Genomic DNA, 14,845 nt, shown 5'->3' on the forward strand with positions numbered 1-14,845 from the left:
GGTCGGCTACCCGTCGTCGCCTTGGTAGGCCATTACCCCACCAACAAGCTGATAGGCCGCGGGCCCATCCTGCACCGATAAATCTTTCCACCACACACCATGCGGCATGCGGTCATATCCGGTATTAGACCCAGTTTCCCGGGCTTATCCCAGAGTGCAGGGCAGATCACCCACGTGTTACTCACCCGTTCGCCGCTCGTGTACCCCGAAAGGCCTTACCGCTCGACTTGCATGTGTTAAGCACGCCGCCAGCGTTCGTCCTGAGCCAGGATCAAACTCTCCGTAAAAGACCTGCGAAACAACAACCCCCAAAAGAGGCTGCGAATCAGTCAAAGACATCAAGTCAAATCACTAGCAAAAAAACTCAACTAGCATTTTCAAAACAACACCCGACAACAACCACCACAAGCGGGCAGCTGATACATCGAATGCTTCACCAAATAAATTCGGCACTGACATTCATCGACACACTGTTGAGTTCTCAAAGAACACGCACACACCATTCACGCCCGAGATGATCTCGTTGGTGTCCGGGGCAACCGTTCCAGCTTAATTCGGATGTTCGGGCTCAGTCAAACTGGCCCTCGATCCACGATTCACACGGACCGAAGTCTCGTGTGAATCAGATTGTGTCGAGCACTTGCGCTTCGCTCAGGCCTTGCGGTCTGGGCTGGCGTCCGTGTTGCTCTGACTTGGACAAAGTTACGCCCCGGATAACAACGCGTCAAATCCCCAGGTCGTTCGGACACAATCAATGTGAACAGCCTGGTCGCACCAGCTCGCCTACCCGTCGCCCCGGTGCTCAAACCAAATTACATCAGTGTGACCCCGAACACGATCAGATGAAGTACTCAGCGGGCGACTCGTGCCCCCGCAAAATTTCGCTTCCCCCGCCGAACGACCAGCCACTGTCCGTGCAGGAGGTCGTCGGTGGACGGTGTCCAGTTCTCGTCGGCGATCTTGACGTTGTTGATCGCTGCCCCGCCCTCCTTGACCGCACGACGAGCAGCACCCTTGCTGTCGCTCAGCCCCGTCGCGACAAGAAGATCGACGATCGTGTTCGGCGCTCCGGCTTCGATGTCGGCAACCGATGCTTCGCGCAAGGCTGCGGCCAAGGTGCTCTCGTCGAGGTCCGCAAGATCACCCCGTCCGAACAGTGCCTGGCTGGCGAGCTCGACCGAGCGGGTCGCGGCTTCACCGTGCACCAGAGTCGTCATCTCTGCGGCGAGACGCTTTTGCGCTTCTCTGGCGTGCGGTCGCTCCTGCGTCGCGGACTCGAGCTCCGCCAACTCGCCCTGCGACAGAAACGTGAACCAGCGCAGGTACTTGACCACGTCCGCGTCACCGGTATTCACCAAATACTGGTACCAGGCGTACGGGCTCGTCATCTCCGGGTCCAGCCACAAGCTGCCGCCACCTGTTGATTTGCCGAACTTCTTGCCATCGGCAGACGTGACCAGCGGAACCGTCATGGCGTGGACCGACTCTGCGTCCTGGCGGCGGTTCAGTTCCACACCCGCGATGATGTTGCCCCACTGATCCGAGCCGCCGATCTGAAGACTGCAGCCGTACTCGCGACGCAGTTGCACGTAATCGTTGGCCTGCAACAGCATGTAACTGAACTCGGTGTACGACATTCCGTCGCCCTCGAGCCTGGTCTTGACCGTCTCCCGCGCGAGCATCACGTTGATGGAAAAATGCTTGCCGATGTCGCGGAGAAAGTCGATGGTGGACAGCCCGCCCGTCCAGGACAAATTATTCACCACGACGGCACCGGTCGGGCCATCGTCCATATCGACGAATCGTTCGAGCTGTCCACGGATACGCGACGCCCATTCGGTGACGACTTCGCGGGAATTCATCGTCCTCTCCCCCACATCGCGCGGATCACCGATCATGCCGGTCGCTCCACCGGCCAGAATGATCGGGCGATGACCGGCCCGCTGGAAACGCTTCAACGCCAGTAGCGGCACCAGGTGGCCGGCGTGGAGCGAGGGTCCGGTCGGATCGAACCCGGAGTACAACGTGATCGGGCCGTCCGAGGTTGCTTTCTTCAGTGCGTCCACGTCGGTCGACTGCGCGATCAGTCCGCGCCACGTCATTTCATCGATGATGTTCTCGCTCACGACATCGATCTTCCCGCATGGACTTGTCGCGGCGTCGGTCAGCCCTGGTGTCGACCGGGCACAGGAGCCCTCGGACTGCGCCGATAGCTCGATACTGCGGTCGACGCCGGAAGCCAGAGCCGCCACCGTCGGTCCGCTGCCGTACTCACTCCTACCCGGGGACCCAAGGACACATCGTCGTCGGGAACGCGCGTATCGGGAAGCTCGAGGGTGATCGGTGCCGAAGGATCGAACAGATCGGTGCCGTTGTCGGCGAGGGAGACACCCAGAGCGCGGCCGAGGTTGCCCGGGCCGCGAGCCCAGCCGGCCTCGACCCGGGCACTTCTCGGTGTGGGTCCGGGACGCCTGTCGGCGACCAGATCATGGCCGGTCTGCACCTCGGCTGCGCGAAGAAGTACGGCAGCGGCAGCACCGTCAGGCCCGCAAGTGACGTTCATACACAGATGCATGCCGTAGCTCAGGTAAACGTACAGATGTCCGGCCGGACCGAACATGACCGAGTTGCGGGCAGTGGGGCCGCGGAAGGAATGCGCCGCCGGATCCGGCCATGGTCCGTCGATCGGCCCGCCGTAGGCCTCTACCTCGACGATTCGGAGCGACACATCACCCGACGTGACCGTTGCCCCGAGCAGACGTCGAGCCGCGTCGGTCGGCTCACCGGCCTCCAGTTCGGCCGCCGTCGTGCCCACTCGATCACGCCCCATCGCTCGCCGCGAACTAGGACGTTGCGCGGGCCAGAATGGATTCGTGCTCGGACTCGTCCACGTCACGTGCGTCGTCCGTGAGCAGCACCGGAATGCCGTTCTCGATCGGGTATGCGCGACGCAGACGCGGGTTGTAGAGCAGTTCGTTTTCGACCAGCAGTAGCGGGCCCTTGTCCGCGGGGCACGCGAGTATGGAGAGCAGTGTCGAGTCGATTGCCACAGGTGTCCTTCTGTTTGCTCCGACGTAATCGGAGTGCTGGTATTTCTCAACGCTACCCAACCCCGGCAGCCGCCGGGTGGGCAGTTCCCCGCACTTCTTCGTCAGGACGACTTTTCAGTCGTCACTTGTCGTCCTAAGAAACGCTCCGCGACAACAGCTTTCGTCAAACGACGATAGCTGTTCGATTCCGCGTCGTAGAACCAAGACCGCGCGCTGGGCGTCGGAATACCTGCTTCCCGCAACGCTGTCGCGTTGGGCCGATACGCCCGACCCACCGGAATTTCGGACACCACGTGCACGATTGCAGGACGCTCGGCCGGAAGCAGCGCACCCAGTGCGTCCGTCAGCGCACGAGCAGTGATCACTGCCTCCGGTTGCAGCGAGATGGCACAGACGGCAACTTCGGTAGCGGCCGCGTCGACGCGTGCCGATCGTGGACGGTCGACCGTGACATGTACGCCGTAGACCACTGCCGAATCGACCTGATCGAGATCCCCGACGGCGTCGACGATGGGTTGCGTGTAGACGGGGCCACAAGCCGATCGCACGACTGTGTCCTTGCGATCGATGAGCCAGTAGTCCCCGTCGGAATCCCGCCTGAACAGGTTCTCGGTAGGAATCCATGCGTCCGTGGGATCGAAGACACCGCGCATCACATGACTGGCCGCTTCGCCCTCGCCGCTCGGTCGGCCCAGGAGCAGCCCGATCTCGTTGTCGCGACACTGCCGGACGAAACCGTCGTCGTCTTCCTCGAGCCGGCCGGTGATCGGGTCGTAGGCGGCCAGAGCAACTCGCGCACTGCCGGGAAGAGGGCGGCCCTTCGACCCGATTTTCGACCCGGCCACGTTTGCCAGGATCACGTCGTTCTCGGTCGATGCATAGAACTCGAGCACCCGTGCAGGGCTGAATCGAGCCAGCGTGCGACGCCACAATCCGACCGGCATCCCGGAGCCGATGAACAGACGAACCGGGTGGCCGGAATCCACCGGGAATCGGCCGTCGTCGAGAATCTGCCGCATCATCGTCCACGTGTAGCTGACCACGGTCACGCCGTAGCGGTAGACCTCTTCGCTGAACCGCTCGGGATCGAGACCCCGGGACAGCGCGATCCGCGACCCGCCCGCGAGCGCGCCACCGATCGTGACCAGAATTCCAGCCGAATGGTGCAGTGGTGCAAGGCAGTACACGGTGTCACCGGGGCCGAGCGCGGCTGTGGTCGCGGTTCCGAAGGCCGACAGAGCCCAGCGGTGATTGGTGATGTAACGAGGTTCGAGGCCGCGATCGGTGGTGGTGAACAGGATCATTGCGAGTTCACGAGCGCGCCCGGGGTCGGGCTCGTACCACTGCGGCAGACGCACCGCGTCAGGATCTATCGCCTCGAGGTCGGTCACCTCGTACCCTTTCGGTACCTCGAGTCGACGTGTTTCACCGCCGCCGAGTACCAGAACATTCGGTGCCACCGGGACCGCGGCCGCGGCGTTCTCAGGATCTGCGATGACGGTGTCCACAGCGACCGTCCGTAGTGCCGCCGTCAGGTCGCTGCCCGGTTGCAACAGGACGGCCACTGCCCCGATCCGCGACAGCGCGGCCATGGCGGCCAGTGCACTGGGGCGAGTCTCCATCAGCACTCCGATGCGCGACGCGGGCCGCACACCGACACTGATCAGGCCGCGGACGACATTGTCGATACGCACGTTCACCGCGTCGTACGTGTGCACACGGTCGTCGAACAGGAAGCACTCGCCGTTCGGCGACTTACGCCCTTGTTCGGCGATCAAGCGTCCCAACGACACCCGACTGTGCGGCTGCATCTGACCCAAGCGCGCCAACCGGGGCAACGTCCGCACGGCTTCGGACGAGATTTCACGGGTACCGCGGACCGCGCCGGTGGCCGCCGACGCCAAACCCCGACCGACGCCGACGCCCACCTCGGCGATGGAGGCAGCCGTGTGGATCAGCCGATTGGTGATCGACACTCCACTGTCGGTGTCACTGTGATCCTCCCGTTCCATCGGGCGGACCGCCTCCGGCTTCGGTCCCAGGTTCTCGCGCCACCGAATCCAATTACCCGTCGTCGGCCACGTCTGCGCGGCTGCCGTACTGCCGACGACGAGTCCGAAATGGCCTGCACGCAGAGTGGTCTCGAAGACCTGGGCGCGCGGTGCCGCTCGCTGAATGCCGCGCACGGCCAAGGGTTGACCGATGTCGTCGACCTCACCGACGAAGGCCAGGACCGGCACCGTCAGTTCTGCGAGAGTCAACAGTCTGTCTTTGATGACGAACCCGCCGGTCATCATGCGGTTGTGAACGACGAACTGCTTCAACAACTCCGCCACTGCCGGGCCCGACCACGCCACCCACCCGTCCATCGCCAGAAAACGTCGCTGCGGCTCGCGCGGCAACAACGCCTCGCGGTCGTGCAACTGCCGCAGGAAGTCGAGCCGAGACCGGACGGTCTTGGCCGGATCCAGAAGCTGGAATCCCGTCCGCGCCATCCAGCCCGACACGGCCAGCCGGGTGAAGACATGATCGGCGAGAAACTCCGCACCACAGGTGGCCACACCGGCCGGGATTCCCAGCGGCAGCCCCGCCAATGTGTCGACCGGAGCCCCGAACGTGATGAGGCTGGCCAAGTTTCGCCCACCCCGATAAGCGGCAGCCTGGTAGCAGAACATTCCGCCCTGCGAATATCCACCGAGGTGAACGTCTCGGCCGGTGTACTCGTGCACCTTGTCGACGACCTCGCTGATCGCCACGACGTGATCGGCGAGGGTACGGCTCCACCCGCCCTCTTCGGTGTCGGGTGAACCGAAATCGACCACCCAGGGATCCAGACCGATCCCGTGCAGAATTCCGGCGGCACCCTGCTCGGTGGTGACGTCGTAGACGTCGGCCGAGACCATCATCGGCGGAATGAGCACCACGGGAGGACTGTCCGCAGGCACGTCGTCGGGAAAGTAACGACGCAACCGATACATGGGCTCCCGGTCCATCACCCTGAAGGGCGACGGGTCCACCTCGGTTTCGAGACCACCGAGACGAATGACCTCGAGACCGTTCTGGGCCGTGGCAATGGCACGGCGCAGTGGACCACGTACGGCGTCTGCATTCAGTCCCACAAATACACTCCTGAGCTCGGCCCCGACGGAACGACCGGCATCGGTCTTCACGTGACGAAAGCTTCTCACATCACACTCGGGGAAACCGGCGTGGATGTCCAATGCTCGCCTAGTGCGCCAACACCGGTTCCTCGGCCCACGCACGCAGCGTCGACGCGCTCGCCCGCACACCGCCGAGCTGGTTGGCCACCTGCACCGCGGCAGTTCCACCCCGCGCATCTCGCGACGAGATCGAACCCTCGACCGTGAGGACCTCGCGAACGTCAGGAGTGAGAGCCGGATCGATGCCGGCGAGCTCGTCGTCGGTCAGATCCGCCAGCCCGACGCCCCGCGCTTCCGCAGCCCGGACACAGGCTCCCGCTGCCTCGTGCGCAACCCGGAAAGCGATTCCCTGCCGCACCATCCATTCGGCGATGTCGGTGGCGAGCGTGAAGCCCGCCGGTGCCAGCTCGGCCATGCGTTCGGTGTGGAACTCGAGCGTTGCCGTCAGTCCGGTGAGCGCCGGGAGCAGCAGCTCGAGCTGCGCCACCGAATCGAAGACCGGCTCCTTGTCTTCCTGGAGATCACGGTTGTAGGCCAGCGGTTGAGCCTTGAGAGTGGCCAGCAACCCGGTCAGATTGCCGATCAAACGGCCCGTCTTTCCACGCGTCAACTCTGCGACGTCCGGGTTCTTCTTCTGCGGCATGATCGAACTACCGGTGGACCAGGCATCGGCCAGCGTCACGTAGCCGTACTCGGGTGTACTCCACGAAATGACCTCTTCGGCGAACCGCGACAGATCCACCGCCGTCATCGCCAATACGAACGCCGCCTCCGCCGCAAAGTCACGTGAGGACGTAGCGTCGATCGAATTCTCGGCGGACGAGTCGAAACCGAGCTCGGCAGCGATCTTCTCGGGGCTCAGACCGAGTGAGGACCCGGCGAGCGCGCCGGAACCGTAGGGCGACACGGCGGCTCGCTTGTCGAAGTCCGCGAACCGCTGAACATCACGCAGCAGCGGATGGGTATGCGCAAGCAGCTGATGTGCCAACAGCACCGGCTGCGCCGCCTGCGAGTGAGTCTTACCGGGCATCACCGCGGTGGGGTGAGCCGCAGCCTGGGTCGCGAGTGCGTCCACAACGTCGAGGACACCGACCGACACCCGACGGACGGCGTCGCGCAACCACATCCGGAACAGGGTCGCGACCTGGTCGTTGCGGGAACGACCGGCGCGCAGCCGGCCACCGACCTCGGGTCCGACGCGATCGATGAGCCCGCGCTCGAGGGCACCGTGCACGTCCTCGTCGGACTCGGCTGCCACGAACGCGCCCGAGGCCACGTCGTCGGCGAGGCGCTGCAAACCGTCGAGCATGGTCTCGAGGTCCTGCGGGGTGAGCAGTCCGGCACCGTTCAGGACACGCGCGTGCGCCATCGACGCGCGAATGTCGTACGGCGCGAGAACCCAGTCGAAGTGTGTCGACTTGCTCAATGCTGCCATGGCAGCCGCCGGGCCCGATGCGAACCTTCCGCCCCAGAGCGAACCCTCGTTGGTTCCGTGTGAGGTCTCCGAATTGGTCACAGGCCCAGATCCCTCTTCGCGGCGATCTTCGACGACAATCCGTGCAACTGAACGAATCCCTTGGCCGCGGACTGGTCGAACGTGTCGCCCTCGTCGTAGGTGGCCAAATTGAAGTCGTAGAGCGACTCGCCGCTGCGGCGTCCGTTGACGATGATTCCGCCCGCGTGCAGAACCAGTCGGATGTCTCCGGACACGTGTTCCTGCGTGTGCTGTACGAACGTATCGAGAGCGCCCTTGAGTGGGGAGTACCAGAGGCCGTCGTACACCAGCTCGGCCCATTTCTGGTCGGTGTGCCGTTTGTAGCGACCGAGTTCGCGCTCGAGCGTCACGTGCTCGAGCTCTTCGTGGGCGCGGATGAGCACCATGGCACCGGGTGCCTCGTAGATCTCGCGACTCTTGATGCCGACGAGCCGATCCTCGACCACGTCCAAGCGGCCGACACCCTGCGCTCCGGCACGAGTGTTGAGCTCCTGGATCGCTTCGAGTACCGAGACCGGACGGCCGTCGATCGCGACGGGACGACCTTTGTCGAACGAAAGGATGAGCTCGTCCGGAGCCTGGAAATTGACCGTCGGGTCCTCGGTGTAGTCGTAGACGTCCTTGGTCGGCGCGTTCCACAGGTCTTCGAGGAAACCGGTCTCCACAGCGCGCCCCCAGACGTTCTGGTCGATCGAGAACGGTGACTTGGTGGTCACATTGATCGGGATGTCGTTCTCCGCGGCGAATGCGATCGCCTTCTCGCGGGTCCACGCATAGTCGCGGACAGGTGCCAGCACCTCGAGCTCGGGGGCGAGGGTGTTGAAGCCGACCTCGAACCGCACCTGATCGTTGCCCTTACCCGTGCAGCCGTGTGCGACAACGGTTCCCCCGTGCGCCCGCGCGTTCTCCACGAGATGCTTGACGATCAACGGACGGCTGATGGCCGACACGAGCGGATACCGATCCATGTACAACGCGTTGGACTGCACGGTCGGCAAGCAATACTCGTCGGCGAACTCGTCCCGAGCATCGACGACGACGGATTCGACTGCGCCGCAGTCGAGTGCTCGCTGACGCACGACCTCCATATCTTCACCGCCCTGCCCCAGATCGATGGCCACGGCGACGACCTCCTTGCCGGTCTCCCTCCCGATCCAGCTGATGGCGACGGAGGTGTCGAGTCCGCCGGAATAGGCGAGGATGACGCGTTCGGCCATGGTGTTCAAGCTCCTTCGTTGTTCTTGTTGCGCATGATGGGTAACCGGATCTCAGTTACCGCGTCGAGCAAGCTTCTCGATCTTCTCCGCGACCTCGCCACCGGTATGCGGCTCGCGGGCTATCAACAGAATCGTGTCGTCGCCGGCGATGGTTCCGACGATCTCGGGCATCGCAGCACGATCGAGTGCGCTGGCGAGGTAGTGCGCGGCACCGGGTGGTGTTCGGAGCACGGCCTGGTTTCCGCTGTGATCGGTGGACACCAACAACTCCCCCAGCAATTTCAGCAGGCGGTCGGTGCCTCCGGACACCCCGCGGACCGGGCTGCCGTCCTCGGGCACGACGTACATCCCCACTCCACCGTCGGGTGCGCGCAGTTTCACCGCACCCAACTCCTCGAGGTCTCGCGAGAGTGTGGCCTGAGTGGTGTCGATACCCTCGGCCGCGAGCAAGGACGCCAGCTGCGGTTGACTGCGCACCTGATGCGTGGCCAGCAACGCGATGATCCGCGCCTGCCTCCCCGCGCGGGTCGACGCGGTCAACGGCACCGCAGTGACGTCCTCGCTCATGGTCGTCGGGCCTGTTCGAGTAGCCACACCAGCAGTGCCTTCTGCGCATGCAGGCGGTTCTCGGCCTCGTCCCAGACCACGCTCTGCGGACCGTCGAGCACCTCGTCGGTAATTTCCTCGCCGCGATGTGCGGGGAGGCAGTGCAGCACGACGGCGTCCGGCTGGGCCTTCGAGAGCAGATCGGAGTCGATCCGATACGGACGGAACGGAGCGACGCGATCGAGACCGTCGTTCTCCTGACCCATCGACGTCCAGGTGTCGGTGACGAGCGCGTCGGCACCGGTGGCGGCTTCGACCGGGTCCTCGGTGACGGTGATGGTTGCGCCGGTCTCCTCGGCGCGCGCATGCGCCGCGTCGAGAACATAGCCGAGCGGCGCGAAGTCCTTGGGCGCGGCGATACGTACGTTCAGTCCCGCCGTCACTCCGCCGATGAGCAGCGAGTGCGCCATGTTGTTGGCACCGTCACCGAAGTAGGCCAAGGTGCGGCCCTTCAGATTTCCCTTGTGCTCGATCAAGGTCTGCAGATCCGCGAGTACCTGGCATGGGTGGAACTCGTTGGAGAGTGCGTTGACGATCGGAATCGTTGCGCCGGTGGCCATCTGTTCGAGTCGCTTCTGCCCGAACGTTCGCCACACGACGGCCTCGACGTACCGGGAGAGCACCCGGCCGGTGTCCTGCAATGTCTCTTCGCGACCGAGCTGGGTGTCACTCCCAGTGACCACGACGGCGTGCCCGCCCAGTTGCGCGATCCCCAGTTCGAAAGAGAAACGAGTACGGGTGGAGTTCTTCTCGAAGATGACGCCGATCCCTTTGGGGCCCTCGAGCGGGCGCTTCGAGAAGGGGGCACGCTTGAGTTCGGCGGCCAGAGCGAGAATCTCACCCTGCTGCTGTGGGGTGATGTCGTCGTCCCGGAGAAAGTGCTGAACTGTCATGGCTGATGAGCCTCCTGTGCTGCGTCGAGAATTGCCGGTAACGCCGTCACGAACGACGCGGCTTGCTCTTCGGTGATGATCAATGGCGGTGCAAGTCTCAACACATCGGGCTGTGCAGCGTTGATGAGGAAGCCCGCATCGCGCGCAGCCGCCTCGGCTGCGGGTGCGACGGCGGCGGTGAGGACCACGCCGAGGAGAAGACCCGAGCCCCGAACATGGCTGATCAGGGGGTGATCGAGATTCTCGATGGAGTGCGCAATGGTCTTGCCCATGCTGTCTGCATGCGAGATCAGATCCTCGTCGGCGATGGTGCACAGGACGGCCAGAGCCGCCGCAGCGCATACGGGATTACCACCGAACGTGGTGCCGTGCTTGCCCGGATGCAGCAAGTCCCCGGCCGCTCCGATGCCGATGCAGGCACCGATCGGGAGGCCGCCGCCCAGACCCTTGGCGAGCGTGATCACATCGGGCACGATGCCGACCGACTGGTGAGCGTAGAACCATCCTGTTCGGCCGATTCCGGTCTGCACCTCGTCGAGGACAAGCAGTGCGCCGTGCCTCGCGGTTATCTCGCGTGCCGCCAACAGGTATCCCTCGGGCGGAACCACGACACCGCCCTCGCCCATGATCGGTTCGAGAAACACTGCGGCCGTGTCGGAATCGACAACGGCTTCCAGCGCAGCCACATCGCCGTACGGAACGTGGTGCACGCCTGCAGGCATCGGCTCGAACGGAATCCGCTTGTCTGCTTGGCCGGTGAGCGCCAACGCACCCATCGTCCGTCCGTGGAAGGCCTTCTCCGCCGCCACGATGTTGGGCCGGCCGGTCAGCCGCGCGATCTTGAACGCCGCCTCGTTGGCCTCCGCGCCCGAGTTGCAGAAGAACACGCGTCCGGTCGCTCCCGCTCCCAGGTGCGCGAGCAGTTGCTCGGCCACCGCTATAGCGGGTTCTGTCGCATACAGATTCGAGGTGTGCCCGAGCGTGGACAACTGAGTGGTGACCGCCTCGATCACCGCCGGATGCGCATGGCCGAGGATGTTCACCGCGATACCCGCGAGCAGATCCAGGTACTGCTTGCCGTCGGCGTCCGTCACCACCGCACCCTCGCCGCGGACGAGCGCCACGCGCGGAACGCCGTAGTTGTCCATCAACGAATTCGACCACCGCTGTTGGAGATCGAGGGTGGACTCGGTGCCGGTCATGGCGTGACTCCTGACGTAGAAGGATGATCGGGGGTGACCATGGTGCCGATTCCTTCACCGGTGAACAGCTCCACCAGAACGGAATGCTCGACGCGACCGTCGATGACATGCGCCGACGGAACGCCTGCTCGCACCGCACGCAGGCACGCTTCCATCTTCGGCACCATCCCGGCGTCGAGCGAAGGTAGCAACGCCTCGAGCGCAGACGCGTCGATCTCCGAGGTCAACGAGCTACGATCCGGCCACGCGGTGTAGAGGCCTTCGACGTCGGTGAGTACGACCATCTTCTCGGCACCGATGGCACTGGCCAGTGCGGCGGCCGCAGTATCGGCGTTGATGTTGTGCACGACGCCGTCGCGGTCGGGAGCAATGGTGGAGACCACCGGAATACGGCCGGCTGCAATGAGATCGAAGATGGCCGTCGGATCGACCGAGGTGACGTCACCCACCAGACCGATGTCGGTCGCATCGCCGTCGACGAGCACGGTTCGCCGAGTGGCAGTGAACAGGTGCGCGTCCTCACCGGAGATTCCGACCGCATACGGACCGTGACTGTTGATCAAGCCGACGAGTTCGCGGCCGACCTGCCCGAACAGCACCATTCGAACGACGTCCATCACCTCGGGTGTGGTGACACGGAAACCGCCACGAAACTCACCTGTCATTCCGAGCCTGGTGAGCATCGCCGAAATCTGCGGGCCGCCACCGTGCACGACGACCGGGTGGATTCCGACGGTACGTAGAAAGACCATGTCCGCGGCGAACGCACGTTTGAGATCGTCGTCGACCATGGCGTTGCCGCCGTACTTCACCACGACGGTCTTACCCGAGAATCGTTGCAGCCAGGGCAGAGCCTCGGCGAGAGTGAACGCCTTCTGCGCGGCCGTCAATTGTGTTGCGGCAGCGGTCATGACGAGTACGCGGAATTCTCTTCGACATACGCATGGGACAGGTCCGTCGTTCTGATCGTGGCCGTGCCGGAACCGAGCCCTAGATCGATGGTCACCGCGATGTCGACACCGGAGAGATCGACCTGCCGAGCTCCGGGCGCGCCCACGCCGTCGATGCACACCGGATCACCGTTGAACGACACGGCAATTCGATCGGGGTCGAGCTCGATCGGAGCGATGCCGATTGCCGCGAGCACCCGTCCCCAGTTGGGATCCGAACCGAACAGGGCCGTCTTGGTCAAGCTGTCTCTGGCCACAGCTCGCGCACCGATGAGGGCGTCGTCCTCGGACAGCGCACCGGAGACGGTGATCTTCACGCGCTTGGTGACGCCCTCGGCATCGGCCATCATCTGGTCGGCAAGGTCGTCACACACCGCCAGAACGGCCGCGTTCAACTCCTCCTGAGACGGGCTGACACCACTCGCGCCCGAGGACAACAGCAGCACCGTGTCGTTCGTCGAGGACGCGCCGTCGACGTCCAGCCGGTCGTACGACAACCGGGTGGCCGCACGCAGCGCGGTATCGAGTTGCTCGGCCGACGCGACTGCATCGGTGGTGATGACGCTGAGCATCGTGGCCAACGACGGGGCCAGCATGCCGGCTCCCTTCGCCATGCCGCCCACGTTCCATTTGTCGGCGTGGTGAATTGCCGCCTGCTTGGGCACGGTGTCGGTGGTCATGATCGCGTACGCGGCATCGGTACCCCCCGAGATGCCGCCGGCCAGTTCGTGCACGACCTCGGTCACGCCGGGCAGCAGCTTGTCCATGGGCAGCCGGTCCCCGATCAGACCGGTCGAACACACGGCAACGTCGATGGCCCCGGTCTCGGAACCCCAATTGCTCAGTGCGGACGCCACTTCCTCGGCCGTGCGGTGCGCATCCTGAAATCCGGGAGCACCCGTGCACGCGTTTGCTCCACCGGAATTGAGGATCACTGCGCGAAGACGTCCTGTGGTCAACACCTGTTGCGACCACAGCACCGGGGCGGCCTTCACCTTGTTACGGGTGAACACCCCTGCCGCCGCGAAATCGGGCCCCTCGTTGAACACGAGAGCAAGATCGGATTTGCCACTTGCTTTGATGCCGGCGGGGATTCCGGCCGCGCGGAACCCGGCCGGGGCGGTGACACCTTGAGTGCGGAGCAGCTTTCCCGCGACTGCGCCGACCCCGTCGGTCTCGCTCGTCAGGCCGGTCATGGTGCCACTCCTACGGTAGAGAGACCGTCGGTCTCGGTGATTCCCAGTGCAAGGTTCATGGATTGGACTGCGGCTCCCGCCGTGCCCTTGGCCAGGTTGTCGATGGCCGCGATCACGACGAGCAAGCCGGCGTCTGCATCGACCGACACGCTCATCTGCACCGCGTTCGATCCGATGACCGCACCGGTCTGCGGAAGGCGACCGGCCGGAAGTACGTGCACGAACGGCTCTGCGGCATAGGCCTTCTCATAGATCTCGACGGCCTGCGCCTGCGTTGCAGTGGTGACCGCGGTGCAGGTGGCCAGGATTCCACGCGGCATCGGCGCGAGGACCGGTGTAAACGACACCGCGACAGGGCTACCGGCGACGGCCGAGAGGTTCTGCGCGATCTCGGGAGTGTGGCGGTGCGCGCCCGCAACCGCGTACGCCCGAACCGAACCCATCACCTCCGAACCGAGGAGATCGGCCTTGGGCGCGCGACCCGCACCCGAACTACCGGTGACGGCAACGATATTGACGCGGGGTTCGATGATGCCTGCGGCGACAGCAGGTGCGAGCGCAAGAGACGACACCGTCGGGTAGCAGCCGGGAACCGCGATGCGAGTAGCACCGACCAACCGCTCACGATGCCCCGGCAACTCCGGGAGCCCGTACGGCCAGCTACCCGCGTGCGGACTCTTGTAGTACTTCTCCCAGGCCGCACCGTCGGTGAGGCGGAAGTCGGCACCGCAATCGATGATCACCACGGACTCGGGCAGCTGCAGCGCGAGTTCGGCGGACTTGCCATGCGGCAGCCCCAGGAACACGACGTCGTGCCCAGCGAGTTCGTCCGCGGTGGTCGGGGCCAGAACGCGATCTGCGAGTGGCAACAGATGTGGATGGAATTCACCCAGCGTCGCACCGACATTGCCGCCCGCGGTCAGAGAGCCGATGACCAGCGAACCGTCGAGCACCCTCGGGTGCCCGAGCAGCAATCGAAGAATTTCACCGCCGGCGTACCCACTCGCGCCCGCCACCGCGATGCGCCTCGGCGTCGCCTCCGAAATAGTCATGCGGTTTATTATGCAGCATCATG

Annotated in this window: 12 protein-coding genes and 1 rRNA gene; all 13 read right to left on the bottom strand. The window is 64.3% G+C overall.

Annotated elements, in window-relative coordinates:
- Positions 1–287: ribosomal RNA gene (locus ACIGGF_RS00005) — 16S ribosomal RNA — on the bottom strand; the annotation flags it as partial.
- Between the two features lie 564 nt (positions 288–851).
- The gene (tyrS, locus tag ACIGGF_RS00010) at positions 852–2,126 is read right to left on the bottom strand and encodes a tyrosine--tRNA ligase (protein WP_397519421.1); all 1,275 of its coding nucleotides are present in this window, start codon (positions 2,124–2,126) and stop codon (positions 852–854) included.
- Positions 2,127–2,164: 38 nt separating this feature from the next.
- Positions 2,165–2,830 carry a DNA-3-methyladenine glycosylase gene (locus ACIGGF_RS00015; RefSeq protein WP_397519422.1) on the bottom strand — a complete coding sequence of 222 codons (666 nt, stop codon included), beginning with the start codon at positions 2,828–2,830 and terminating at the stop codon, positions 2,165–2,167.
- 13 nt (positions 2,831–2,843) lie between these two features.
- Positions 2,844–3,050 (bottom strand): Trm112 family protein, encoded by a 207-nt coding sequence (locus ACIGGF_RS00020; RefSeq protein ID WP_397519423.1) that lies wholly within the window; start codon positions 3,048–3,050, stop codon positions 2,844–2,846.
- Between the two features lie 101 nt (positions 3,051–3,151).
- Positions 3,152–6,169 carry an AMP-binding protein gene (locus ACIGGF_RS00025; protein ID WP_397519424.1) on the bottom strand — a complete coding sequence of 1,006 codons (3,018 nt, stop codon included), beginning with the start codon at positions 6,167–6,169 and terminating at the stop codon, positions 3,152–3,154.
- Positions 6,170–6,278: 109 nt separating this feature from the next.
- Positions 6,279–7,727, bottom strand: coding sequence for an argininosuccinate lyase (argH, locus tag ACIGGF_RS00030; protein WP_397519425.1), 1,449 nt, complete (start codon positions 7,725–7,727; stop codon positions 6,279–6,281).
- Positions 7,724–8,923 carry an argininosuccinate synthase gene (locus ACIGGF_RS00035; protein WP_397519426.1) on the bottom strand — a complete coding sequence of 400 codons (1,200 nt, stop codon included), beginning with the start codon at positions 8,921–8,923 and terminating at the stop codon, positions 7,724–7,726. The genes argH and ACIGGF_RS00035 overlap by 4 nt, the downstream gene beginning before the upstream one ends.
- A gap of 51 nt (positions 8,924–8,974) precedes the next feature.
- Complete coding sequence (locus tag ACIGGF_RS00040; protein ID WP_397519427.1) at positions 8,975–9,490, bottom strand: arginine repressor; 516 nt, start codon at positions 9,488–9,490, stop codon at positions 8,975–8,977.
- Complete coding sequence (argF, locus tag ACIGGF_RS00045) at positions 9,487–10,422, bottom strand: ornithine carbamoyltransferase (RefSeq protein ID WP_397519428.1); 936 nt, start codon at positions 10,420–10,422, stop codon at positions 9,487–9,489. Before argF ends, ACIGGF_RS00040 begins: the two co-directional genes overlap by 4 nt.
- The gene (locus ACIGGF_RS00050; protein WP_397519429.1) at positions 10,419–11,624 is read right to left on the bottom strand and encodes an acetylornithine transaminase; all 1,206 of its coding nucleotides are present in this window, start codon (positions 11,622–11,624) and stop codon (positions 10,419–10,421) included. The genes argF and ACIGGF_RS00050 overlap by 4 nt, the downstream gene beginning before the upstream one ends.
- The gene (argB, locus tag ACIGGF_RS00055) at positions 11,621–12,535 is read right to left on the bottom strand and encodes an acetylglutamate kinase (protein WP_397519430.1); all 915 of its coding nucleotides are present in this window, start codon (positions 12,533–12,535) and stop codon (positions 11,621–11,623) included. Before argB ends, ACIGGF_RS00050 begins: the two co-directional genes overlap by 4 nt.
- The gene (gene argJ, locus ACIGGF_RS00060; RefSeq protein WP_397519431.1) at positions 12,532–13,770 is read right to left on the bottom strand and encodes a bifunctional glutamate N-acetyltransferase/amino-acid acetyltransferase ArgJ; all 1,239 of its coding nucleotides are present in this window, start codon (positions 13,768–13,770) and stop codon (positions 12,532–12,534) included. The genes argB and argJ overlap by 4 nt, the downstream gene beginning before the upstream one ends.
- Positions 13,767–14,822 carry an N-acetyl-gamma-glutamyl-phosphate reductase gene (argC, locus tag ACIGGF_RS00065; RefSeq protein ID WP_397519432.1) on the bottom strand — a complete coding sequence of 352 codons (1,056 nt, stop codon included), beginning with the start codon at positions 14,820–14,822 and terminating at the stop codon, positions 13,767–13,769. Before argC ends, argJ begins: the two co-directional genes overlap by 4 nt.
- Between the last annotated feature and the right edge of the window lie 23 nt (positions 14,823–14,845).

Source organism: Rhodococcus sp. NPDC078407, assembly GCF_044542515.1.
Classification (GTDB): domain Bacteria; phylum Actinomycetota; class Actinomycetes; order Mycobacteriales; family Mycobacteriaceae; genus Rhodococcoides.

What these genes read in the sequence shown, in the direction of transcription:
- argJ (WP_397519431.1), bottom strand. Translation starts at nt 13,770, where the DNA reads ATGACCGGCCTGACGAGCGAGACCGACGGGGTCGGCGCAGTCGCGGGA.
- ACIGGF_RS00050 (WP_397519429.1), bottom strand. Translation starts at nt 11,624, where the DNA reads ATGACCGGCACCGAGTCCACCCTCGATCTCCAACAGCGGTGGTCGAAT.
- ACIGGF_RS00035 (WP_397519426.1), bottom strand. Translation starts at nt 8,923, where the DNA reads ATGGCCGAACGCGTCATCCTCGCCTATTCCGGCGGACTCGACACCTCC.
- argF (WP_397519428.1), bottom strand. Translation starts at nt 10,422, where the DNA reads ATGACAGTTCAGCACTTTCTCCGGGACGACGACATCACCCCACAGCAG.
- ACIGGF_RS00040 (WP_397519427.1), bottom strand. Translation starts at nt 9,490, where the DNA reads ATGAGCGAGGACGTCACTGCGGTGCCGTTGACCGCGTCGACCCGCGCG.
- ACIGGF_RS00015 (WP_397519422.1), bottom strand. Translation starts at nt 2,830, where the DNA reads ATGGGGCGTGATCGAGTGGGCACGACGGCGGCCGAACTGGAGGCCGGT.
- argC (WP_397519432.1), bottom strand. Translation starts at nt 14,822, where the DNA reads ATGACTATTTCGGAGGCGACGCCGAGGCGCATCGCGGTGGCGGGCGCG.
- argB (WP_397519430.1), bottom strand. Translation starts at nt 12,535, where the DNA reads ATGACCGCTGCCGCAACACAATTGACGGCCGCGCAGAAGGCGTTCACT.